The sequence below is a fragment of the Kitasatospora sp. NPDC088346 genome, assembly GCF_044740765.1.
In the GTDB taxonomy this organism is placed as follows: domain Bacteria; phylum Actinomycetota; class Actinomycetes; order Streptomycetales; family Streptomycetaceae; genus Kitasatospora.
In genome coordinates this window covers 55,758-78,280 of sequence record NZ_JBIURH010000032.1, presented here as the reverse complement: position 1 = coordinate 78,280, position 22,523 = coordinate 55,758, and the positions used below count along the sequence as shown (strand labels likewise).

Genomic DNA, 22,523 nt, shown 5'->3' with positions numbered 1-22,523 from the left:
CCGCCACCACCATCCCCACCCTCCGCCGCAACGAAGGCCACACCACCCGCCTCCTCCACTCCCTCGCCCACGCCTGGACCCACGGACTCCCCATCAACTGGCGCCTCACCGGAACCGGGCACCAGCACACCGAGCTCCCCACCTACCCGTTCCAGGAGCAGCGGTTCTGGCTCGATGCGCCGACCAACAGCCGGGACGTGGTCGCGTCCGGGTTGCGCAGTACGGGGCATCCACTGGTCGGGGCCGCCGTCGAGATCGCCGACACCGGCGAAACCCTCCTCACCGGCCGCCTCTCCCTGCACACCCACCCCTGGCTCGCCGACCACACCGTCAACGGCACCACCCTCCTCCCCGGCACCGCCTTCCTCGAACTCGCCCTCCGCGCCGCCGACGAAACCGACACCCCCCACCTCGAAGAACTCACCCTCCAAACCCCCCTCACCCTCCCCACCACCACCCCCCTCCACCTCCAGATCCGCACCACCACCCCCGACCCCACCGGCCACCGCACACTGGACATCCACTCGCGGCCGGAAGGCTCGACCGAGCCGTGGACGCCGCACGCCACCGGTGTGCTGGCCCCCGAACCGGCCGCTCCCGAGCGGGAGACGGCCGATCAGCCCTGGCCGCCCGTCGGCGCGGTGCCCGTGCCCGTCGACGGGTTGTACGAGCGCTTCGAGTCCTTCGGCTACGGCTACGGCCCCGCATTCCGGGGTCTGACGGCGGCCTGGCGGCTCGGCGACGAGGTGTTCGCCGAGGTGCGGCTGCCGCAGGAACAGCACGGCCAGGCGGCCGCGTTCGGCCTGCACCCGGCGCTGCTGGACGCGGCCCTGCACGGTCTGTGGCTGGTGCCGAAGGACGGCGAGGAGCAGCGGGAGGAGCCGGGGACGGCCCGGCTGCCGTTCTCCTGGACGGGGGTGCGACTGTACGCCTCGGGTGCGACCTCGCTGCGGGTGCGGCTGGCGTACGACGCGACCGGCTCGGTCTCGGTCGAGGCCGCCGACCCCGAGGGGCGGCCGGTCGCCTCGGTGGACTCGCTGGTGATCCGGCCGGTCGCGCTGGACGCGCTGCGGGCCGCCGGCGCGGGGCGGGGCGACTCGTTGTTCCGTCTGGAGTGGCAGCCCGTCGATCCGGTGGCGGCCGGCGGGTCGTGCGTGGGCGTCGCGCTGGGCGAGGAGCTGCCCCGGGACACCGCGACGGCCGTGCTGGTGCGCTGCGAGCGGGCCGGCGAGGCCGGGCCGGCGGCGGTGCGGGCGGCGCTGGCCGAGGCGCTGCGGCTGCTCCAGGCGTGGCTGGCGGACGAGGACCGGGCCGGCTCGACGCTGGTCGTCGCGACCGCGTCGGCGGTGGCGACGGGCCCCGCCGAGGGGGTGGACGACCTGGTGGCGGCGGCCGTCCGGGGTCTGGTCCGCTCGGCGCAGTCCGAGCACCCGGACCGGATCGTGCTGGTCGACACCGACGACCCGGACGGCCTGGCCGCCCTGGCGCCGTCGCTGGTGGCGCTGCGCGAACCGCAGCTCGCGGTCCGCCGGGGCACCGTCCTGGCCGCCAGGCTGGTGCGGGCCGCGGTGGCCGAGCCGCGGCCGTTCGTCCCCGCCGAGGGCGGCACGGTGCTGGTGACCGGTGCGGGCGGGGTGCTGGGCTCGCTGGTGGCGCGGCACCTGGTGACGGCGTACGGCGTGCGGCACCTGCTGCTGGCCGGGCGGCGCGGGACCGGGGACCCGGCGGCCGTCGCGCTCGCCGCCGAACTGGGCGCGCTGGGCGCCGAGGTGACGGTGGCGGCCTGTGACGTCGCCGACCGGGAGTCGGTGCGGCGGCTGCTCGCGGCCGTACCGGACGCGCACCCGCTGACGGCGGTGGTGCACTCGGCCGGGGTGCTGGACGACGGCGTGATCGGGTCGCTGACGCCCGAGCGGCTGGACACCGTCCTGCGGCCCAAGGTGGACGCGGCGCTGCACCTGGACGAGCTGACGCGGGGTCTGGAGCTGTCCGCGTTCGTGCTGTTCTCCTCGGCGGCCGGAACGGTCGGCAGCGCCGGCCAGGGCGGCTACGCGGCGGCCAACGCGTTCCTGGACGCGCTCGCCCAGCGGCGCCGGGCGGCCGGTCTGGCCGGGCAGTCGCTGGCCTGGGGCCTGTGGGAGCAGCGCAGCGCGCTGACCGGGACGCTGGACGCCACCGATCTGCGGCGGCTCGGCCGGGGCGGCGTCGCGGCGATCTCCGCCGAGGAGGGCCTGGCGCTGTTCGACACCGCGCTCGGCTCGGCGGACGCGCTGCTGCTGCCGGTCAAGATGGACCTGGCCCGGTTGCGGGCCGGATCCGGGCCGGACGGGGTGCCAGCGCTGTTCCGGCGGCTGGTGCGCGGTGCGCCGCGCCGGGTGGCGGCCGCGGCGGACGCGGCCGAGGCCGACTCGCTGCGCCGGCGCCTCGCCCTGCTGGGCGTGGAGGCCCGTGCGGCGGCGGTGGTGGAGCTGGTGCGGGCCAGGGTGGCGGAGGTGCTCGGCCACGACGGGCCGGAGGCGGTCGACCCGGAGCGGGCCTTCAAGGAGGTCGGCTTCGACTCGTTGACCTCGGTCGAGCTGCGCAACCGGCTGAAGGCGGCGACCGGGCTGCGGTTGCCCGCGACGCTGGTGTTCGACCACCCGAGTCCGGTGGCGGTCGCGGCGTACCTGGCGGAGCGGCTGGTCCCGGCCGGGCCGGTGGCGCCCGCCGGGCCCACCGGGCGCGACCCGGAGCTGCGCCGGCTGCTGGCCGGCATCCCGATGGAGCGGCTGCGGGAGGCCGGGCTGCTGGACCGCCTGCTGGCCCTGGCCGGGCCCGCCCCGCACGGTGCCGGGCCGCACACCTCCGGTCCGGACGTCGCCGCCGGGTCGGCGACCGGCGCCGGGATCGAGTCCATGGACGTCCAGGACCTGGTCCGGATGGCGCTGGACGGCGACCGTGCCTGATTCCCCCCGTCCCCAGCCGGAGAACGAACGGAGCACCATGCACACCGACCAGGTGGTCGAGGCCCTGCGGGCGTCGCTGCTCGCCAACGAACGGCTGCGGGAGGAGAACCGGGCGCTCGCCGACCGGGCCGCCGAGCCGGTCGCGATCGTCGCGATGAGCTGCCGCTACCCCGGTGGTGTGCACTCCCCGGAGGACCTGTGGGAGCTGCTGGCCGCCGAGCGCGACGCGGTGACCGGTTTCCCGGCCGACCGGGGCTGGGACGTCGACGGGCTGTTCGACCCGGACCCGGACGCGCCCGGCACCTTCTACACCCGGTACGGCGGGTTCCTGCACGACGCCGCCGAGTTCGACCCCGGCTTCTTCGGGATCTCGCCGCGCGAGGCCCTCGCCATGGACCCGCAGCAGCGGCTGCTGCTGGAGACGGCCTGGGAGGCGGTCGAGCGGGCCGGCATCGACCCGCTGTCGCTGCGCGGCAGCGCCACCGGGGTGTACGCGGGCGTGATGTACAACGAGTACTCGGCCCGGCTGACCAGCATTCCGGCGGAGCTGGAGGGCTTCCTCGGGACGGGCAGCGTGCCGAGCATCGCGTCCGGGCGGGTGGCGTACACGCTGGGCCTGGAGGGTCCGGCGGTGACCCTGGACACCGCCTGCTCGTCCTCGCTGGTGGCGATCCACCTGGCCTGCCGGGCGCTGCGGGCCGGCGAGATCGGGCTGGCGCTGGCGGGCGGGGTGACGGTGATGTCGACGCCCGGCCTGTACGTGGGGTTCAGCCGGCAGCGCGGGCTGGCGCCGGACGGGCGGTGCAAGTCCTTCGCGGACGGCGCGGACGGCGCCGGGTTCGGTGAGGGCGTCGGCCTGCTGCTGCTGGAGCGGCTCTCGGACGCCCGCCGGCTCGGGCACCCGGTGCTGGCGCTGGTCCGCGGCTCGGCCGTCAACCAGGACGGCGCCAGCAACGGCCTGACCGCACCCAACGGGCCGTCCCAGCAGCGGGTCATCCGGGCCGCCCTGGCCGACGCCGGGCTGACCGCCGCCGACGTGGACGCGGTGGAGGCGCACGGCACCGGCACCCGGCTCGGCGACCCGATCGAGGCGCAGGCCCTGCTCGCCACCTACGGCCAGGACCGCCCCGAGCACCTCCCCCTGCTGGTCGGCTCGTTGAAGTCCAACCTGACGCACACCCAGGCCGCCGCCGGCGTCGGCGGGGTGATCAAGACGGTGCTGGCGATGGCGCACGGGATACTGCCGAGGAGCCTGCACCTGGACCGGGCGTCCACCCGGGTGGACTGGTCGGACGGCGCCGTGGAGCTGCTCACCGAGGCACGGCCGTGGCCGGAGACCGGGCGGCCGCGCCGGGCGGGCGTGTCCTCGTTCGGGGCCAGCGGCACCAACGCCCACCTGGTGCTCGAACAGGCCTGGCCCACCGCCGGGGCGCAGGAGCCGGGGCGGGAGGCGGCGCGGGAGGCGGCGGCCGACGGCCCGGCGGCCTGGCTGCTGTCGGCCCGTACCCCGGCCGCGCTCCGGGCCCAGGCCGCCCGCCTGCACGCCCACCTGGGCGGGGCCCCCGCCGAGGGCGCCCCCGCCGAGAGCGCCCGCGCCGTGGGCCGGGCGCTGGCGCTCGGCCGGCCGGCCTTCGCCGAGCGGGCCGTCCTGGTGGGCGAGGACCGCACGGACCTGCTGTCCGCGCTGGCGGCGCTCGCCGAGGACGACGGCGCCCCCGCCACCGTCCGGGGCACCGCCCCGCAGGGCAGTCGCCGGCCGGTGTTCGTCTTCCCCGGCCTGGGCGCCCAGTGGCCCGGGATGGCGGCCGAACTGCTGGACTCCTCACCGGAGTTCGCCGCGAGGATGGCCGACTGCGAACGGGCCCTGGCACCGTACCTGGACTGGTCGGTGACGGACGTGCTGCGCACCGGGGACCCGCTGGAGCGGGTGGAGGTGCTCCAGCCGGTGCTGTTCGCCGTGATGGTGTCACTGGCCGGGGTGTGGATCGCGCACGGGGTGCGACCGGCCGCCGTGGTCGGCCACAGCCAGGGCGAGGTCGCGGCGGCCTGCGTCGCCGGGCTGCTGTCGCTGCCCGACGCGGCCCGGGTGGTGGCGCTGCGCAGCCGGGCGCTGGCCGGGGCCACCGGCGGCAGCGGCATGGCGACGGTGCTGCTGCCCGCCGAGGAACTGGCCGCGCGGCTGACGCCGTACGGCGGCGCGGTGTCGCTGGCGGCCGTGAACGGGCCGCGGGTGGCGGTGGTCGCGGGCGAGGCCGGGGCGGTCGGCCGGCTCCAGGCGGAGCTGGCGGCGGACGGCGTGCTGGCCTGGCGGATGCCGGTCGACTACGCGTCCCACTCGGCGGCCGTGGACGCGCTGCGCGAGGGCCTGTGCGCCGACCTCGACGGGATCGCGCCGCGGGCCGGGAGCGTCCCGATGGTCTCCACGGTGGACGTCGGCCCGGTCGGGGCGGGCGACCTCACCCCGGAGTACTGGTTCCGCAACCTGCGCGGCACGGTTCACTTCCACGCCGCCGTCCAGGAGTTGCTGGCCGCCGGCCACCGGACCTTCCTGGAGGTCAGCCCGCATCCGACGCTGACCTTCGGCATCGAGGACACCGTGGCGGACGCGGCCGCCGGCGAGGCCGTGGTGCTCGCCACCCTGCGGAAGGACGACGGCGGGCCGCGCCGGCTGCTGTGCGCGCTCGGCGAGGCGCACGTGCGGGGGCTCGCCGTCGACTGGCGGCCGGTGTTCGCGGACGTACCGGCCCGCCCGCTCGCCCTGCCGACGTACCCGTTCCAGCGGCAGCGCTACTGGCTGGACGCACCGCCGGCCGGCGGCGACCCGGCCTCCGCCGGGCAGCACGCGCTCGGCCACCCGCTGCTCACCGCCCTGGTCGAACTCCCGGACGGCGAGGGCGTGGTGTGCACCGGGCGGCTGTCCCCGGCGGCGCAGCCGTGGCTGGCCGACCACGCCGTCTCGGGCACCGTGCTGCTGCCGGGTGTCGCCTACCTGGAGCTGGCCACCGCGGCCGGCACCCGGCTGGGCTGCCCGCTGGTGGAGGAGCTGACGCTGGCGGCGCCGCTGGTGCTACCGCAGGAGGGCGGGCCGGTGCAGCTGCGGCTGTCGGTGGGCGGCCCGGACGGGCAGGGCCGCCGCGCGGTCGAGTTCCACTCCCGGGCGGAGGACGGCGGCCCCGGCGAGCCCTGGCGGCGGCACGCGGGCGGGCTGCTCGCCCCGGCCGCGGAGGCCCCCGCTGACGACTCCCCCGGCGGATCCGCCGACGACCCGGGTGCCTGGCCGCCCGCCGGCGCCGTCCCGCTGCCGGTCGCGGACTGCTACCGGGGCTTCGAGGCCCGGGGCATCACGTACGGGCCGGCGTTCCGGGGGCTGCGGGCCGCCTGGCGGCGCGGGGGCGAGGTGTTCGCCGAGGTCGCCCTGCCGGACCACATCGCGCCGCAGGCCGGGTTCGGCGTCCACCCGGCGCTGCTGGACGCCGCGTTGCAGACCGTCGGGCTGCGCGCCGACGAGCCGGGGGCGCAGCCGGGCGGCGTGCCGCTGCCGTTCTCCTGGCAGCGGGTGAGCGTGACCCGCAGCGAGGAGCCGGTGCTGCGGGTACGGCTGGTCCCGGACGGCCCGGACGCGGTGTCGGTGCGGATCACCGACCCCGCCGGGCGGCCGGTCGCCGAGGTCGGCTCGCTGGTGATGCGGACCGCCTCCTTCGACTCGCTGCGGACCCCCGGGCGGTCGATGTTCGAGCTGGCCTGGGCGCGGATCGCCGACACCCCGCTCCCCGTACCGCGCTGGGCACCGGCCGGGGGGATCGACGAGCGGACGGCCGGGTTGCTGCCGGAGGGGCCCGCGGCGGAGGGGCTGCCGACCGAGGCCCCGCAGCTCCTACTGCTGCCCTGCCCGCCGGTGCCGGCCGGGGCCGGGCCGAAGGAGCTGCTCGCGGTGGTCGGCGGGGTGCTGACCGCCGTTCAGGACCACCTCGCCGACCCGGTGGCCGCCGGCACCCCGCTGGTGGTGCTCACCCGCGGCGCGGTCGACCTCGGACCGGCGGAACCGGTGGACCTGGCCGGTGCGGCCGTCTGGGGGCTGCTGCGCTCCGCGCAGCTGGAGCACCCGGGCCGGTTCGTGCTGCTGGACACCGACGGGCCCGCCGGCACGGCCCGGGCCATGGCCGCCGCACTCCGCGGCGAGGAGCCGCAACTCGCGGTCCGCGACGGCGTGCTGTCCGCGCCCCGGCTGGTGCGGCCCGCCGGCCCGGGCCCGGACGCGCCCCCCGCCGACCGCTTCGACCCGGCCGGGACGGTGCTGCTGACCGGCGGGGGCGGCACCCTGGCCGGTCTGCTGGCCCGGCACCTGGTCACCGCGCACGGCGTCCGGCACCTGCTGCTGCTCGGCCGCCGGGGCGCCGACACGCCGGGCCTGCCGGAGCTGGTCGCGGACCTGACCGCCGAGGGCGCCGAGGTGACGGTGGCGGCCTGCGACGTGACGGACCGCCGGCGGCTGGCCGAGGTGCTGACCGCCGTCCCGGAGCGCCACCCGCTGCGCGCGGTGGTGCACACCGCCGCCGCCCTGGACGACGGCGTGCTGGAGTCGCTCACCCCGCAGCGGCTGGCCGGTGTCCTCGGCCCGAAGCTGGAGGGCGCCCGGCTGCTGCACGAACTGACGGCCGGCGCCGACCTGACCGCGTTCGTGGTCTTCTCGTCGGCCGCCGGAGTGTTCGGCAGCCCGGGCCAGGGCTCGTACGCGGCGGCCAACGCCGGCCTGGACGCGCTGATGACGCACCGGCGCCGGCAGGGGCTGCCCGCCAGGTCGCTGGCCTGGGGGCTGTGGGAGCAGCGCAGCACGCTGACCGCCGATCTCGCCGGGCCGGAGCTGGAACGGATCGCCCGGGCGGGAGCGGGGGCGCTGCCGACGGCCGAGGCGCTGGCGCTGTTCGACGCGGCGCTGGAGGGCGCCGCCACCACGGCCGTCCCGGTACGGCTGGAGCTGCCGTCGGCCGCCGACGGGCCGGTCCCGCTGCTGCTGCGGGCGCTGGTCCGGCCGGCACCGGCGGGTGCGGCAGGTGCGACGGCTGCGGCGCGCGGCGCCCGCGAGGACGGGGCGGCGCTGCGCCGGCGGCTCGCCGAGGCCACCGGGCCGCGGCGGGAGGCGCTGCTGCTCGACCTGGTCCGGCGGCAGGCGGCCGAGGTGCTCGGACACGCCGGCGCGGACGCGGTGTCCGCGGGGACGGCGTTCCTGGCCATGGGCTTCGACTCGTTGACCGCGGTCGAGCTCCGTAACCGGCTGGCCGGGGCGACCGGCCTGCGGCTGCGCCCGACCCTGGTCTTCGAGGCCGGCACCCCGGACCGGCTGGCCCGGCGTCTGCTGGACGCGCTGGCCGACGGCGGGCCGGCCGCCCAGGGGCCGGGTGCGGACGGGCCCTCCGGCGGCGCCGACCCGGTCGGGGCGCTGTTCCGGCAGGCCTGCGAGCTGGGCCGGATCGACACCGGGATCGCGCTGCTGGGCACGGCCGCGGCGCTGCGCCCGGAGTTCTCCTCCGGGGAGGAGCTGCTGGCCTCGGGCGACGGCCCGCGGCCACTGCGGCTGGTCGAGCCGCCCGAGGGGCGCCAGGCCGGGCCGGAGCTGGTCTGCTTCGGTTCGATCGTGGCGCTGGGCGGCGCGCACCAGTACGCCCGGTTCGGCTCGCTGTTCAAGGGCCGGTACGGCGTCAGCGCGCTGGACGCACCCGGTTTCGCGGCCGACGAGCCGCTGCCGGACCGGCTGGCGGCGCTGGTCGCCTTCCAGGCCGGGGCGGTGCTGCGGTCGGCGGGCGGGCGGCCGCCGGTGCTGCTCGGCTCGTCGTCGGGCGGCACCCTGGCGCACGCGGTGGCGGCCCGGCTGGAGGAGCTGGCCCACCCGGTGGCGGCGGTCGTCCTGCTGGACACCTACCTGTCGGGGGACGCCGCGATGACCCAGTTCGAGGACGTCCTGGTGGGCGGCATGTTCGAGCGCGAGGACCGGGCGGCGCCGATGGACGGTGCCCGGCTGACCGCGATGGGCCGCTACTTCCAGCTGCTGGACGGCTGGCGGCCGCCGGCGATCGAGGCGCCGGTGCTGCTGGTCCGGGCGTCCAGCCCGCTGGCCGAGCCGGCGCCGGGGGGCGCCGACTGGCGGGCGTCCTGGCCGGGCGCGCACACCGTGCTGGACGTCCCGGGCGACCACTGGTCGCTGATGGAGGAACACGTGGAGACCACCGGCAAGGCCGTCCAGGACTGGCTGGACACCGTCCTGGACGGCACCGGGAACGAGGAGGGGAAGGGCGCATGACGTTGACACCACGGCCCACCGATCGGCTGGTCGTCCTGGGGGCGGGGGTGATGGGCACCGGCATCAGCACCCTGGCACTGGGCCACGGCGTCGCCGTCACCCTGGTCGACACCGACCCGGACCAGCTGGTCCGGGCCCGCGCCGGGATCGCGGACGGCCTGCGGCTGGCCCAGCTGATGGGCCGGCTGCCGGCCGGCACCGAGCCGGGCGGGCTGCACACCACCGGGTCGGCGCAGGCCGTCGCCGGGGCGAGCGCCGTGATCGAGGCGGTCACCGAGGACGCCGCGCTGAAGGCGAAGCTGCTGGCCGAGGTCTCGGCGGCGGTCCGGCCGGGGACGCTGCTGGTCTCCAACACCTCGTCCATCCCGATCGACGAGCTGGCCGACGCCGTGGTCCGCCCGGCCGACCTGCTCGGCACCCACTTCATGAACCCGCCGAGCCTGATCAGGACGGTCGAGGTGGTCCGCGGCGCCCGGACCGGGGACGCCGCGATGGCCGCCGTCGACGCGCTGCTCGGCACGCTCGGCCGCGAGCGGGTGGTGGTCCGGGACGCCCCCGGCTTCGTCACCAGCCGCATCCTCCACCCGATGATCAACACCGCCGCGCGGGTGGTCCAGCAGGGCACCGCCTCCGTCGAGGCGGTCGACGCCCTGATGCAGGGCTGCCTGGGCCACCCCACCGGGCCGTTGCGCACGGCCGACCTGATCGGCATCGACAACCTGGTCGACTCGCTGCTGGTGCTGCTGGAACGCACCGGTGACGAGAGCTGCCGCCCCTGCGACCTGCTGCTGGACAAGGTCCGCGCGGGCACGCTCGGCCGCAAGAGCGGCGCGGGCTTCTACACCTACGAGGAGGACATGCGATGACCGCCCCTGCCAACGAGGACGCCCGCCCGTTCGGGACCGCCGACGACGCCGACACCGTGCGGAAGGAACTGCTGCGCTTCCTGGAGTCCAGGACCAGGACGTCCTGGCTGCCGGAGACCGACCTGTTCGCGGACGGCGGGCAGTCCTCGCTGTTCGCCATGGAACTGGTGGTGCACCTGGAGAAGTCCTTCGGGATCAGCATCCGCGGCACCGACCTGCGGCTGGACAACTTCCGTACCGTCACGGTGATGACCGCGATGGTGCGCCGGCTCCAGCTGGCCGCCGGTGGCCAGGATGGCTGACGCCCTGGCCATCGCCGTCGCCGGGGTCCGCGACCGGATCGGCGACCGGGCCGGCGACTGGGACCTCGCCGGGGTGCTCCCGCTGCCGGTGCTGCGCGAACTGGGCGCCGCCGGCGTGCTGTCCGCGCAACTGCCGGACGCGTTCGGCGGGCTCGGCCTGAGCAGCCTGCACAACGGCGAACTGACCGCCGAGACCGGCCGGCTGTGCAGCTCGGTGCGCAGCGTGCAGACCTCCCAGGGGATGGCGGCCTGGACGGTGCAGCGGTTCGGGCTGCCCGGGCAGCAGCGCGCCTGGCTGCCCGGGCTGGCCGCGGGCCGGCTGGCGGCGGTCGGCTTCAGCGAGGCCGGCGCGGGCAGCGACCTGGCGGCGATGTCCACCACCGTCCGGCGCAGCGGGGACGAGCTGCTGGTGGACGGGCACAAGGTGTGGATGACGGCGGCACGCTACGCCGACCTGCTGGTGGTGTTCGGCCGGTACGAGGACGGCGCGGCCGCCGTCCTGGTGCCCGCGGACGCGCCCGGGGTGCACGTGGAGCCGGTCGCCGACCCGCTGGGCTGCCGGGCGGCCGGGCACGCCGACGTCCGGCTGGAGCAGGTGCGGCTGCCCGCCGGACACCTGCTCGGCGGCGCGGCGCTGCCGCTGCCTCTGCTGGTGACCACCGCGCTGGCGTACGGCCGGATGTCGGTGGCCTGGGGGTGCGTCGGGATCCTGCGGGCCTGCCTCGCGGCGGCGTCCCGGCACGCCGCGACCCGCGAGCAGTTCGGACGGCCGATCGGGCGGCACCAACTGGTGGCCGGCCACCTGGCGGACCTGCTGGTGGCGGAGCAGGTGGCGACCCGGGTCTGCGAGCACGCCTCGCGCTGCTGGGACGACGGCTCGGCGGAGCAGGTCATCGCGACCGTGCTGGCCAAGCAGGTCGCGTCCGAGCAGGCCGCCCGGGCCGCGGCGACCGCCGTGCAGGTGCTGGCCTCGGCGGGCGCCCGGGACGGCGGGGTGGCGGCGCGGGCGTACCGCGACGCCAAGCTGATGGAGATCATCGAGGGCAGCAGCGAGCTGTGCCGGCTGCTGCTGGCCGACCACGCGCTGGCCGTCGCGCCGAAGGGGGAACGGTGACCGAACCGACCGTCAAGTGCCTGGTCTGGGACCTGGACGACACGCTCTGGCAGGGCACCCTGCTGGAGGACGAGGAGGTCCGGCTGGCGGAGGGGATCCGCCGGGTGGTGCTGGACCTGGACGCCCGCGGCATCCTCCAGTCGGTGGCCAGCAAGAACGACCACGACCTGGCCTGGGCGAAGCTCGAACAGCTGGGCCTCGCCGAGTACTTCGTCCTGCCGCAGATCGGCTGGGGCACCAAGTCGGAGTCGGTGCGGCGGATCGCGGAGCGACTGGGGTTCGCCCCGCGGACCATCGCCTTCGTGGACGACCGGGCCGCCGAGCGCGCCGAGGTGGCGTTCCACCTTCCCGAGGTGCGCTGCTACCCGGCCGAGCAGGCGGCGCACCTCGCGGGGCTGCCGGAGTTCACGCCCGCGGTGGTCACCGCGGACGCGCGGCGGCGCCGCGAGATGTACCAGGCGGGCTTCCGCCGGGACGAGGAGCGGGCCAACTCGCAGGCTCCGGACGCGGAGTTCCTGCGGTCCCTGGAGCTGGTGATGCGGATCGGCCGGGCCACCGGGGAGGACATCTCGCGGGTCGAGGAACTCACCCTGCGCACCAGCCAGATGAACGCGACCGGGGTGCACTACTCGGACCGTCGGCTGCGCGAGCTGCTCACCGACCCCGGGCACGAGGTGCTGGTGGCGAGCATGGCCGACCGGTTCGGTCCGCACGGCGCGGTCGGCGTGCTGCTGGTGGAGCGGCGGCCGGAGCGCTGGCACCTCAAACTGCTCGCCACGTCCTGCCGGGTGGTCAGTTTCGGGGCCGGCTCGACGGTGCTGGACTGGCTGATCGACCGGGCGGCGGCCGCGGGCGTCCACCTGACGGCGGACTTCCGGGCCACCGACCGCAACCGGATGATGGAGATCGCGTACCGCTTCGCGGGGTTCGAGGAGCAGGACTGCGGCTGCACCGCGGGGGACGCGCCAGACGGCGGGGCAGCTGAGGACGTGCAGGTGCTGCACCTGGTGCCCTCGCCGCGTCCCGTCTCACCGACGGTCCGCCTGATCGCCCCGGACCTCGCCGCCGGCCCGACCGCGGGGATCCCCGCCGGAGTCGCCGCCGCGGTCGGCGCGGGTCGGCCCGCCGGGGACCGGGTGGCCGGGCCCTGAGCTCCGGGCGGCCGCCCCCGGCGGGGGTGGCCGCCCGGCCGCGGTGTCACGGCTTCTTGCGGGCCAGGGTGATGCCGTCGGCGACGGTCAGCAGTGAGATCTCCACCCGGTCGTCGGCGTGCAGCGCGGCGTTCAGCTCGCGGACGCCGGCGGTGTCCGGGTCCTGCGCGGCCGGATCGGCGACCCGGCCGAAGAACAGCGTGTTGTCCACCACCAGCAGGCCGCCGGGGCGCAGCAGGGCGAGCGAGTCCTCGTAGTAGCGGCGGTAGTTGGCCTTGTCGGCGTCGACGAAGACGAAGTCGAACGACTCCGGCCCGCGTTCGGCCGCCAGGGCGGCGAGCGTGCCGACGGCGTCGCCGATCCGCAGCTCGATCCGGTCGGCGACCTTCGCCTGCTCCCAGTACCCGGCCCCGATGGCGGGCCAGCGGTCGGTGATGTCGCAGGTCACCAGCTCCCCGTCGGCCGGTAGGGCGCGGGCCATGCAGAGCGTGCTGTAGCCGGTGAAGGTGCCGATCTCCAGGATCCGCCGGGCGCCGGTCAACTTGACCAGGAGGGCGAGCAGCTGGCCCTCCTCGGCCATCACCTGCATGGCCTCGCCGGCCGGCAGTTCGGCGGTCTCGGCCCGCAGGGCGGCCAGCAGCGGGTCGTCCCGGAGCGAGGTCGCCCGGACGTAGTCGAGCAGTTCCTGCGTGGGTGTCACCTGCTGGGCCATGGGTCTCCTTGTCGGCGGTGCGCGTCCCGGTCCGGACGGCTGGTCAGTGGGGAGGGGCTGGACGGGGAGGGGCTGGGCGCGGAGGGGCTGGGCGCGGAGGGGCTGGGCGGGCCGGCGCGGCCGCGGGCCCGCCTCACAGGGCGCTGCTGACGGTCCGGCCGAGCATCGAGCGCAGCCGGTGGCCGACCCGGTCGAGCCCGGCGGTGGCCGCGAGTTCCAGCGCGGACCTGAGGTTGGCCTGCTCGGCGCGCCACCAGTCCCGGGCGTTCGGGTGGCAGGAGGAGGCGGGCGCCCAGGTGTGGGCCGCCGGGTCGCAGGCCTGGCCGGTACCGGCCAGGCCGGCGGACGGGGCGAGGGTGTCCTCGGCCATCCGCAGGTAGTGGGTGAGCAGGTGGTGCAGGGTCTGCGCCCGGCGCTCGGGCGGGTCCTCGGCCTCGGCCCGCTCGCGGGCGTAGGCACGCAGCAGGTGGTCCAGGTGGTAGCGGCCGCAGCCGCGGGCGTGCAGCAGGTGGGCGTCGGCGAGGGTCTCCAGGACGGCTTCCGCGGTGTCCACCTGGCACTCCAGCAGGGCCGCGACCATGTCGGCGTCGGTGTGCTCGGCACCGACGGCCCCGAGCATCCGGAAGGCGGCGGCGGGGTCGGGTAAGGAGGGCAGGTGCCGGGAGCCGCACTGCAGGCCGCGGTAGCCGCTCTCCAGGCCGACCCGGACGCCGAGGTCGCCGACCCGCAGTTCGTCCAGCAGGTGCGCGGACCGGGCGAGCCGGGCGGCCAGCCGGCCGAGGTCCCAGTGCGGGCGGCCCAGGTAGCGGGCGCCGACGATGCGCACCGCGAGCGGCAGGCCCGAGCAGCGGCGGACGACGGCGCGGGCGGCGTGCGGTTCGGCCTCGACGCGCTGGCGGCCGACGATGGAGCCGAGCAGTTCCAGGGAGGCGGCCTCGTCCAGTGGTCGCAGGGTGATGGTGTGCGCGCCGTCCAGGTCGGCGAGGCGGTCGCGGCTGGTGACGACCACCCGGCCGGCGCGGCAGCCGGGGACCAGGGGCCGGACCTGCGCCGCACTGCTCGCGTCGTCCAGCACGACGAGGACCCGGCGGTCGGCGGTGAGCGAGCGGTACAGCAGGACGGCCTGTTCCGGATCACCGGGGATCTCGTCGGCCGGGACCCCGAGGTCGGTGAGGAAGCGGCCGAGCACCTCGCCGGGCTCGGCGGGGCTGCCGGTGCCGCCGAGGTCGGCGTAGAGCTGCCCGTGGCCGAACCGGTCGCGGACGCCGTGCGCGACCCGCAGGGCGAGCGCGCTCTTGCCGATGCCGCCGCTGCCGGTGATCACGGTGGCCGCGGCGGTCGCACCGGCCGGCACCTCGGCGAGCAGCCGCCGGGCCAGTTCCTGCTCCTCCGCGGTCCGGCCGACCAACCCGCCTGGCCCTGCGGGCAGTTGGGCGGGCCGGGGCCAGCGCGGCTCGGCGCGGTACGGGCCGGGGCGCTGCGGCTCCGGCCCCGCGGTGTCGCCCTTCGGGCGGGCCGAGGACGCCGGGTCGTCGGCGGCCAGGATGCGCCGCTGCATCTCCCGCAGCTCGGGCCCGGGTTCGGCGCCCAGCTGGTCGATCAGGGCGGTGCGGGTCAGCTGGAACAGGGCGAGCGCCTCGGACTGCCGGCCGGCCCGGAACAGGGCCAGCATCAGCCGGCTGACCAGGGCCTCGCGCAGCGGGCTCTCCTGGACCTCGCGCCAGAGCTCGGGCATTATCTCGGCGTGCCGGCACAGGGCGAGGTCGACGTCCAGGCGCGATTCCACCGTCTGCAGCCGCAGTTCGTGGAGGTAGCGGCCCTCGACGTCGCGCAGGGTGCGGGAGGGGATGTCGACCAGCGGTTCCCCGCGCCACAGGTCGAGCGCCGCGGTGTACTCCGCCGAGGCCCGTTCCAGCTCGCCGGCCCGGACGTGGGCGGCGGCCCGGGTACGGTGTGCGGTGAAACGTCCGAGGTCGGTCTCGTCCTCGTCCAGCTCGATCTGGTAGCCGGGGGCCCTGGTGAGGATGCGTCTGCCGGCCTGGCCGCCGAGGACCTGACGGAGTCTCATCACGTAGGTGCGGACGGTGGCCGCGGCGCTCGGCGGCGGGCCGCCGTCCCAGACCGCCGCGGCGATCCGGTCCACCGACACCACGCGGTTGGCGTTGACCAGGAGCAGGGCGAGCACCACTCTCTGCCGGGGAGCGGACACCTCACGCTCCCCTCCGTCCACCCGGATGGACAGCGGGCCGAGCATACTGAACTGCACAGGCGGCCTCGATTCGTGGCGGCAGAACAGGGCGACAGGCCGTGGCGGCGGACGCGCCGGCCCGAGGACAGCCGCGGCCTGGCCCCCCGACGCCGCTGGCTGGATCACCCGTGAATCTAAGGTCCCCTCCGGTCTCCCAACAACAGGCTGGCGGCATGTGCCGGAGGAATGAACCGGAACGAGCCAAAGGCCGCGATTTCGCCGTTCGCAGGTTTGGTTCGCACCGCAATGAGTAAGGCATGACAAGTTGTCGCTCCCGTCACGCCGCCCCCTCGCGACCCGGAAGGACCCCGATGACTGCACCCCTCGCGGACAGCGGACTGTGGTGCCGGTGCTACCACCCGTCCCCCTCGGCCACCCGACGACTGGTCTGCTTCCCGCACGCGGGCGGCTCGGCCGTGTTCTTCCACCCCGTCTCCGCCGCGCTCGCTCCGGGCATCGAGGTGCTCGCGATCCAGTACCCGGGCCGTCAGGACCGGCGCCTGGAGCCCGGGATCGGCGACATCGGCCGCCTCGCGGACGAGATCGCCCGGGCCCTCGACCCGTGGCGCGGGGCCCCGCTGGACCTCTTCGGGCACAGCATGGGCGCCCTGGTCGCGTTCGAGGTCGCGCTGCGACTGGAACGCGACGGTCACCCCCCGGCCAACCTCTTCGTGTCCGGCCGTAAGTCGCCCTCCCTGGGCTCCACCGACCTGATGACCCTGACCGAGTCCGAGATCATCGCCGACCTGCGCAGCCTCGACGGAACCGGCGCCGGCCTGCTGGAGGACGCGGAGATGCTGGACATGATCCTGCAGCCGGTCCGCAACGACTACCGGGCCGTGGGCCGTTACCGCAGCCGCCCGGACGCCGTGCTCTCCTGCCCTGTCACGGCCCTGGTCGGCGACGACGACCCCCGCGCGGCCGTCCCCGAGACCGCCGCCTGGGAGGCGCACACGACCGGGGCGTTCGAGCTCAGGGTCTTCCCCGGCGGCCACTTCTACCTCACCGCCCGCGCCGCCGAGGTGATCGCCCTGCTGCGCGACCGGATGACCGCCGGTCAGGGGAGCCCCGGCCCCCGGTGACCCGTCACCGCGCCGCCCCGCCCCCGGGGCGGCCGGGGCGGCCGCCTCCCAGCAGCAGGAACGTCGAATCGACGTCTCCGCGCGGGAGTTGACCCGACCCGGACCGGGACGAACCGTGCGAAACGATCTGCGCTCCACCCCTTCTCCTGCGGCTACTCCTGCGTCAGACTGATCGCCAACATCGGCGTGGCAACGTTGTCAGACGACACCCACCCCGGGAGGTCGGCACGCCCGGGCGACCTCCGGACGCCACCGCCGGGTCCTCGCGCCACGTCCGACCCCCAGGGACCCCGAGCCGGTCGGCGAGTTCGCGGAAGCCCGACCCCGGTGGCGCCCCGGCGCGCCGCCAACGAGGAGTGCAGATCATGTGGAGCGTTCGCGACAAGCGCCGGCTGGTGAGCGCCGCCGGCGCGGTGCTGGCCCTGGCCCCCACGGCGTGTTCGGCGATCGGCGGCGACGAGCCGGCGGTGAACAAGGGCAGCGCGGCCCACCGGAAGGTCACCCTGATCACCGGCCTGAAGAGCGATCCGTTCTACGTCACCATGACCTGCGCCGCCCAGGCCGAGGCCCAACTGCTGAAGATGGACCTCACCGTGGACGGCTCCGCGCAGTGGGACGTCAACGTCCAGCGCCCGCTGATCGACTCGGCGGCCGCGTCCCGGCCGGACGGCCTGCTGGTCTCACCGGTCGACCAGGACGCGCTGACCCCCTCGCTCAAGCGGCTCCAGACCGCCGGCACCAAGATCGGCCTGGTCGACACCGCGGTCGGCGACAGCGCGGTCGGCATCACCCGCATCTCCTCCGACAACGAGACCGGCGGGGTCCTCGCCGCCCTGGCGCTCGCCAAGCAGATGGGCGACAAGGGGTCGGTGCTGCTGATCAGCGTCAAGGCCGGCGTCACCACCACCGACGCCCGGATCAAGGGCTTCGTCGAGGAGATGGCCCGCCATCCCGGCATCACGGTCCTGCCGACGCTGTACGACGACAACCAGCCCGCCACCGCGGCCGCGCAGGTCCAGTCGGCCCTGGCCGCCCACCCCGACCTGCGGGGCGTGTTCGCCGGCAACACCATCACCGCCCAGGGCATCGCCACCGGGCTGACCCAGGCCGGCAAGCAGCGCACCGTGAAGGTCGTCGGCTTCGACGCCGGGCCGGACCAGGTCACCGCGCTCAACGCGGGCACCGTCCAGGTCCTGGTGGCGCAGGACCCGGCGGGGATCGGCACCCAGGCCGTCGACCAGCTGGCCGCGGCGTTCGAGGGCAGGAGTGTCAGTCCGGAGATCGCCACCACCATGGCCGCCATCACCAAGGAGGACATCGGCAATCCCGACTTCGCCAAGTACCTCTACCACACCGAGTGCTGACCTTGCCCCGGTCCGGGGACGTGACGTGTGCGGAGCCGGTCGGGCCCGCCGGCACGCTCCTGACCGACTGTAGGCACGAGCCACCACGGCAGACAAGCGGCTTCACCCGATAGATCTGATTCATCGAGCCGACAGGCCGGAACGGCGAGCACCCAACCTGCACATTCCCGGCCCCAACCCCGTTCGCCCGAGCACATATTTCTGATCTAGTTCTTGCGCCACCCCGTCGAAACCTCCTAGAGTCCGGTCAAGCATCAAGATCCGAGGCGTGAGGGGATGCTTCCGATGAAACTGATGAGGGTCGGACCCGCCGGCCACGAGGTGCCCGCGCTGCTCGCGGAGGACGGGCGGGTCCTGGACCTCTCACCGGTCACCGCCGACATCGACGGCCGTTTCCTGTCGTCGGACGGCCCCGCCCGGGCCCGGACGGCCCTGCGCCGCGGACACCTCCCCGAGCTGGACGTCACCGGCCTCCGGACCGGGGCGCCGGTGGCGCGGCCGGGCAAGGTGGTCTGCATCGGGCTGAACTACCGCGACCACGCCGAGGAGACCGGCGCGGCCGTCCCGACCCGGCCGGTGGTCTTCATGAAGGACCCGTCCACCGTGGTCGGCCCGTACGACCCGGTGCTGATCCCCCGCGGGTCGCTGAAGACCGACTGGGAGGTGGAGCTCGCGGTGGTCGTCGGCCGCCGCGCCCGCTACCTCGCCTCCCCCGAGGAGGCCCTCGGCTGCGTGGCCGGATACACCATCAGCAACGACGTGTCCGAGCGGGAGTTCCAGCTGGAGTACTCCGGCCAGTGGGACCTGGGCAAGTCCTGCGAGACCTTCAACCCGCTGGGCCCCTGGCTGGTCACCCCGGACGAGATCCCCGACCCCCGGAAGCTGCGGCTGACCACCACGGTCAACGGCACCCCGCGGCAGAGCGGCACCACCGGGAACATGATCTTCGACGTGGCCCACCTGCTCTGGTTCCTCAGCCAGTACATGGTTCTGGAGCCCGGCGACGTGGTCAACACCGGGACGCCGGCCGGCGTCGCGCTGGGCCTTCCCGGCCAGCCGTACCTGCGCCCCGGCGACACGGTCGCGCTCGGCATCGACGGACTCGGCAGCCAGCGCCAGACCTTCGAGACGGCCTGAGGGGAGGACGGACCATGACGGAACTCCAGGGCCTGCGGGCCGTGGTGACCGGCGGCGCCTCGGGCATCGGCCTGGCCACCGCCCGGCTGCTGGCCGAGCGCGGCGCGCGGGTGGCCGTGCTCGACCTCGCTCCCGGCCGGCTGCCCCCGCCCCTGGTCGGCTTCACCGCCGACGTGGGCGACGACACCGGCGTACGGGCCGCCGTCGAGGCCGCCGCGCAGACGCTGGGCGGCCTCGACATCCTGGTCAACAACGCCGCCGTCGGCGCGGCGGGCACCGTCGAGGACAACTCCGACGAGCAGTGGCACCGGGTCCTCGACATCAACCTGCTCGGCCTCGTCCGCACCACCCGCGCGGCCCTCCCCCACCTGCGGCGCTCGGAGCACGCCTCGATCGTCAACACCTGCTCGATCGCCGCCACCGCGGGCCTGCCGGGCCGCGCCCTGTACGCGGCCAGCAAGGGGGCCGTGCTCGCCCTCACCCTGGCCATGGCCGCCGACCACCTCCAGGAGGGCATCCGGGTCAACTGCGTCAACCCGGGGACGGTCGACACCCCGTGGGTGGCCCGGCTGCTGGACAACTCGCCCGACCCCGTCGCCGAGCGCGCCGCCCTGGCGGCCCGTCAGCCGCACGGCCGGCTGGTCACCGCCGAGGAGGTCGCCGCCGCGATCGCGTACCTGGCGGGCCCGCTCGCCCGGTCGACCACCGGCACCGCCCTGGCCGTCGACGGCGGCATGGCCGGCCTGCGACCGCGCCGCGCCACCTCCTGACGGCCGGAGCGGCCCCGTGCACCCGGCCGGGCCCGCACACTCCCTGCCGGCCCCGGCCGGGTCCCTACCGAGAGGCAACCCTGAACCCCATGCGCAGCACACCGCTCGGGCGCACCGGCATCGCCGTCAGCCAGGTGACCCTGGGGGCCGCCCCGCTCGGCAACCTGTTCCACGCCGTCAGCGACGAGGACGCGGCCGCCACCGTCGAGGCCGCCTGGGACCGCGGCATCCGCAGCTTCGACACCGCCCCGCACTACGGGCTGGGCCTGTCCGAACGCCGGCTCGGCGCCGCGCTGCGCGACAGACCGCGCAACCGGTACACGATCTCCACCAAGGTCGGCCGCCTGTTGCGTCCCCGCCCCGGTGCGCACGGCACCGACCTGGACAACGGCTTCGCCGTGCCCGCCACCCACCGGCGGGTCTGGGACTTCACCGCACGCGGTGTCCGCGCCGGCATCGAGGAGAGTCTGACCCGCCTCGGGCTGGACCATGTGGACATCGTCTACCTGCACGACCCGGACGACCATGAGCGGGACGCCTTCGACCTCGCCTACCCGGAGCTGGAGCGGATGCGCGCGGAGGGCACGGTCGGCGCGATCGGCGCCGGCATGAACCAGACCGTGATGCTGACCCGGTTCGTCCGCGAGACCGACGTCGACGTCGTCCTGCTGGCCGGCCGCTACTCCCTGCTGGACCAGAGCGGGCTGGCCACGCTGCTGCCCGAGGCCGCCCGGCGAGGGGTGTCCGTGCTGGTCGGCGGCGTGTTCAACTCGGGCCTGCTGGCCGATCCCGGTCCGGGCGCGACCTTCGACTACGCCCCGGCCCCCGCACGGCTGCTGGAGCGCGCCCTGGCCCTGAAGACCGTCTGCGAGGCGTTCGACGTCCCCCTGCGCGCGGCCGCGCTGCAGTTCCCGTTCAGCCATCCGGCGGTCGCCGGGATCCTGCTCGGGGCGCGCAGCCCCGACGAGGTGGCGGACGCCGCCGCGATGTTCACCCGGCCCGTCCCTCCGGCCCTCTGGGCGGCCCTGCGGTCCGCGGGCCTGCTGCCCGGGGACGTCCCGCTGCCTGCCGATCCCCACCATCGAGGGGCGCCCCCGACGCCCGCATCCGCGCCGCACACCCGCGCGAGCGACCCGAACACCCCGCCGCGGAGGCGGCCGTGACCGCCGCCATCGACGCGCACCACCACGTCTGGGACCTGTCGGTCCGCGCCCAGGACTGGCTCGCCGGCCCCGGACTGGAGCCGCTGCGACGCGACTTCACGCTCGACGAGCTCCGCCCGCAGGCCACCGCCGCCGGCGTCGCCGCCGGCGTGCTGGTGCAGACGATCTGCGTCCCCGAGGAGACCCCCGAGTACCTCGCCCTGGCCGCGGCCGACCCGCTGGTGGCCGGCGTCGTCGGCTGGACCGACCTGACCTCACCCGCCGTCGCCGACACCCTCGGCACGCTTCGGGCGATGCCCGGGGGCGAGCGCCTGGTCGGCATCCGTCACCAGGTGCAGGGCGAGGACGATCCCGACTGGCTGCTGCGCCCCGACGTGGGTCGCGGCCTGGCGGCCGTGGCCTCCGCCGGACTGGCGTACGACCTGGTGCTGCGTCCCGAGCAGCTGCCGTCGGCGGCCGAGGCCGCCAGGCGGCACCCCGGACTCACCTTCGTCCTGGACCACCTGGGCAAGCCTCCGGTACGCCCACGCGGACCGGACACCTGGGCCGCCGACCTGCACGCCCTGGCCGCGCTGCCCAACACCGCGGCCAAACTCTCCGGGCTGGTCACCGAGGCCGACCTGGACCACTGGAGGACCGACGACCTCCGGCCGTTCGTCGCGACGGCCCTCCACGCCTTCGGCCCCCGGCGGCTGATGTTCGGCTCGGACTGGCCGGTGTGCACGCTGGCGGCCACGTACGACCGGGTGTTCGCCACCACCCGCGAGCTCCTGGCGGACCTGCCGGAGACCGAGCAGGACGAGATCCTCGGCGGCACGGCCGCCCGGGTCTACCGCCTGTAGCCGCGGGCCGCCACGGCGGAGGGGGCGGACGCCGTGGCGTCCGCCCCCTCCGTGGTGCCCGGGACCGGTGCCGGTCGCGCGGGTGCCGGTCGAGCCGGTGTCATTCGAGGTGGAACACCTCCTCCACCGGCGCCCACCACTCACCGTCCGCGGCGCCGTCCAGCGGCTGCTGGCAGGGGTCGGTACGGGCCCACCACTCGCGGGTGACCGGGCAGTCGGCGATCCGTGCGGTGTCGGCCGCGTAGTCGTCGCCGGTGTACTCCAGGTAGCTGAAGAGCAGTCCGTCGCGCAGGAAGATCGAGTAGTTGCCGATGTTGGCGCGTTTGACGGTCGCCAGGACCTCGGGCCAGGCCGCCGCGTGCAGGGCGCGGTACTCGGCCTCCAGTTCCGGCCGCAGGCGGATGACCGCCGCGAAGCGTTGGACGGGCACGGTGCCGTCTCCTTCCGCGATGGGTGACGAGCGGCGGGCACCCGTGGCGGGTGCCCGCGGTGGACCGCCGGGCCCGGCCGGCTCCGCCCCGGGGAGCCGGCC

Annotated in this window: 15 protein-coding genes; 12 read left to right on the top strand and 3 right to left on the bottom strand. The window is 75.9% G+C overall.

What is annotated here, in order from left to right; translation table 11 throughout:
• From ACIOFR_RS30365 to ACIOFR_RS30340, 6 genes are all read left to right on the top strand, one after another.
• The coding region (locus tag ACIOFR_RS30365; RefSeq protein WP_401002431.1) for a type I polyketide synthase at window positions 1–2,945 on the top strand (2,945 nt) is incomplete at its 5' end.
• A gap of 37 nt (window positions 2,946–2,982) precedes the next feature.
• Window positions 2,983–9,240, top strand: a complete 6,258-nt coding sequence (locus tag ACIOFR_RS30360; protein WP_401002430.1) for a type I polyketide synthase — start codon at window positions 2,983–2,985, stop codon at window positions 9,238–9,240.
• Window positions 9,237–10,106: a 3-hydroxyacyl-CoA dehydrogenase family protein gene (locus tag ACIOFR_RS30355; protein WP_401002429.1), complete on the top strand. Its 870-nt coding sequence runs from the start codon at window positions 9,237–9,239 to the stop codon at window positions 10,104–10,106. The genes ACIOFR_RS30360 and ACIOFR_RS30355 overlap by 4 nt, the downstream gene beginning before the upstream one ends.
• Window positions 10,103–10,408 carry an acyl carrier protein gene (locus ACIOFR_RS30350; protein ID WP_401002428.1) on the top strand — a complete coding sequence of 102 codons (306 nt, stop codon included), beginning with the start codon at window positions 10,103–10,105 and terminating at the stop codon, window positions 10,406–10,408. Before ACIOFR_RS30355 ends, ACIOFR_RS30350 begins: the two co-directional genes overlap by 4 nt.
• Window positions 10,401–11,522 carry an acyl-CoA dehydrogenase family protein gene (locus ACIOFR_RS30345; protein ID WP_401002427.1) on the top strand — a complete coding sequence of 374 codons (1,122 nt, stop codon included), beginning with the start codon at window positions 10,401–10,403 and terminating at the stop codon, window positions 11,520–11,522. The genes ACIOFR_RS30350 and ACIOFR_RS30345 overlap by 8 nt, the downstream gene beginning before the upstream one ends.
• A complete protein-coding gene (locus ACIOFR_RS30340; protein WP_401002426.1) occupies window positions 11,519–12,673 on the top strand; it encodes an HAD-IIIC family phosphatase in 1,155 nt (384 codons plus the stop codon). Before ACIOFR_RS30345 ends, ACIOFR_RS30340 begins: the two co-directional genes overlap by 4 nt.
• A 46-nt stretch (window positions 12,674–12,719) precedes the next feature.
• Here the strand turns inward: ACIOFR_RS30340 and ACIOFR_RS30335 are convergent, their stop codons facing one another.
• Both ACIOFR_RS30335 and ACIOFR_RS30330 read right to left on the bottom strand, forming a co-directional pair.
• Window positions 12,720–13,385 (bottom strand): O-methyltransferase, encoded by a 666-nt coding sequence (locus ACIOFR_RS30335; protein WP_401002425.1) that lies wholly within the window; start codon window positions 13,383–13,385, stop codon window positions 12,720–12,722.
• A 133-nt stretch (window positions 13,386–13,518) separates the two neighbouring features.
• On the bottom strand, window positions 13,519–15,594 hold the full coding sequence (locus ACIOFR_RS30330; protein WP_401002424.1) for a BTAD domain-containing putative transcriptional regulator: 2,076 nt from the start codon (window positions 15,592–15,594) through the stop codon (window positions 13,519–13,521).
• Window positions 15,595–15,944: 350 nt separating this feature from the next.
• Between ACIOFR_RS30330 and ACIOFR_RS30325 the strand changes: the two genes are divergently transcribed.
• From ACIOFR_RS30325 to ACIOFR_RS30300, 6 genes are all read left to right on the top strand, one after another.
• Window positions 15,945–16,715 carry a thioesterase II family protein gene (locus ACIOFR_RS30325; protein WP_401002423.1) on the top strand — a complete coding sequence of 257 codons (771 nt, stop codon included), beginning with the start codon at window positions 15,945–15,947 and terminating at the stop codon, window positions 16,713–16,715.
• 365 nt (window positions 16,716–17,080) lie between these two features.
• The gene (locus ACIOFR_RS30320; RefSeq protein ID WP_401002422.1) at window positions 17,081–18,079 is read left to right on the top strand and encodes an ABC transporter substrate-binding protein; all 999 of its coding nucleotides are present in this window, start codon (window positions 17,081–17,083) and stop codon (window positions 18,077–18,079) included.
• A gap of 285 nt (window positions 18,080–18,364) precedes the next feature.
• Window positions 18,365–19,216, top strand: coding sequence for a fumarylacetoacetate hydrolase family protein (locus tag ACIOFR_RS30315; protein WP_401002421.1), 852 nt, complete (start codon window positions 18,365–18,367; stop codon window positions 19,214–19,216).
• A 14-nt stretch (window positions 19,217–19,230) separates the two neighbouring features.
• Window positions 19,231–19,986: an SDR family NAD(P)-dependent oxidoreductase gene (locus ACIOFR_RS30310; RefSeq protein ID WP_401002420.1), complete on the top strand. Its 756-nt coding sequence runs from the start codon at window positions 19,231–19,233 to the stop codon at window positions 19,984–19,986.
• An 89-nt stretch (window positions 19,987–20,075) separates the two neighbouring features.
• Complete coding sequence (locus ACIOFR_RS30305) at window positions 20,076–21,149, top strand: aldo/keto reductase (RefSeq protein ID WP_401002419.1); 1,074 nt, start codon at window positions 20,076–20,078, stop codon at window positions 21,147–21,149.
• A complete protein-coding gene (locus tag ACIOFR_RS30300; RefSeq protein WP_401002418.1) occupies window positions 21,146–21,991 on the top strand; it encodes an amidohydrolase family protein in 846 nt (281 codons plus the stop codon). Before ACIOFR_RS30305 ends, ACIOFR_RS30300 begins: the two co-directional genes overlap by 4 nt.
• A 100-nt stretch (window positions 21,992–22,091) precedes the next feature.
• Here ACIOFR_RS30300 and ACIOFR_RS30295 read toward each other — a convergent pair whose 3' ends face one another.
• A complete protein-coding gene (locus tag ACIOFR_RS30295; RefSeq protein WP_401002417.1) occupies window positions 22,092–22,421 on the bottom strand; it encodes an L-rhamnose mutarotase in 330 nt (109 codons plus the stop codon).
• Between the last annotated feature and the right edge of the window lie 102 nt (window positions 22,422–22,523).

Excerpts from the sequence above, each read along its gene's own strand:
- ACIOFR_RS30360 (WP_401002430.1), top strand. The coding sequence starts at position 2,983 with ATGCACACCGACCAGGTGGTCGAGGCCCTGCGGGCGTCGCTGCTCGCC.
- ACIOFR_RS30355 (WP_401002429.1), top strand. The coding sequence starts at position 9,237 with ATGACGTTGACACCACGGCCCACCGATCGGCTGGTCGTCCTGGGGGCG.
- ACIOFR_RS30350 (WP_401002428.1), top strand. The coding sequence starts at position 10,103 with ATGACCGCCCCTGCCAACGAGGACGCCCGCCCGTTCGGGACCGCCGAC.
- ACIOFR_RS30345 (WP_401002427.1), top strand. The coding sequence starts at position 10,401 with ATGGCTGACGCCCTGGCCATCGCCGTCGCCGGGGTCCGCGACCGGATC.
- ACIOFR_RS30335 (WP_401002425.1), bottom strand. The coding sequence starts at position 13,385 with ATGGCCCAGCAGGTGACACCCACGCAGGAACTGCTCGACTACGTCCGG.
- ACIOFR_RS30325 (WP_401002423.1), top strand. The coding sequence starts at position 15,945 with ATGACTGCACCCCTCGCGGACAGCGGACTGTGGTGCCGGTGCTACCAC.
- ACIOFR_RS30320 (WP_401002422.1), top strand. The coding sequence starts at position 17,081 with ATGTGGAGCGTTCGCGACAAGCGCCGGCTGGTGAGCGCCGCCGGCGCG.
- ACIOFR_RS30315 (WP_401002421.1), top strand. The coding sequence starts at position 18,365 with ATGAAACTGATGAGGGTCGGACCCGCCGGCCACGAGGTGCCCGCGCTG.
- ACIOFR_RS30310 (WP_401002420.1), top strand. The coding sequence starts at position 19,231 with ATGACGGAACTCCAGGGCCTGCGGGCCGTGGTGACCGGCGGCGCCTCG.
- ACIOFR_RS30305 (WP_401002419.1), top strand. The coding sequence starts at position 20,076 with ATGCGCAGCACACCGCTCGGGCGCACCGGCATCGCCGTCAGCCAGGTG.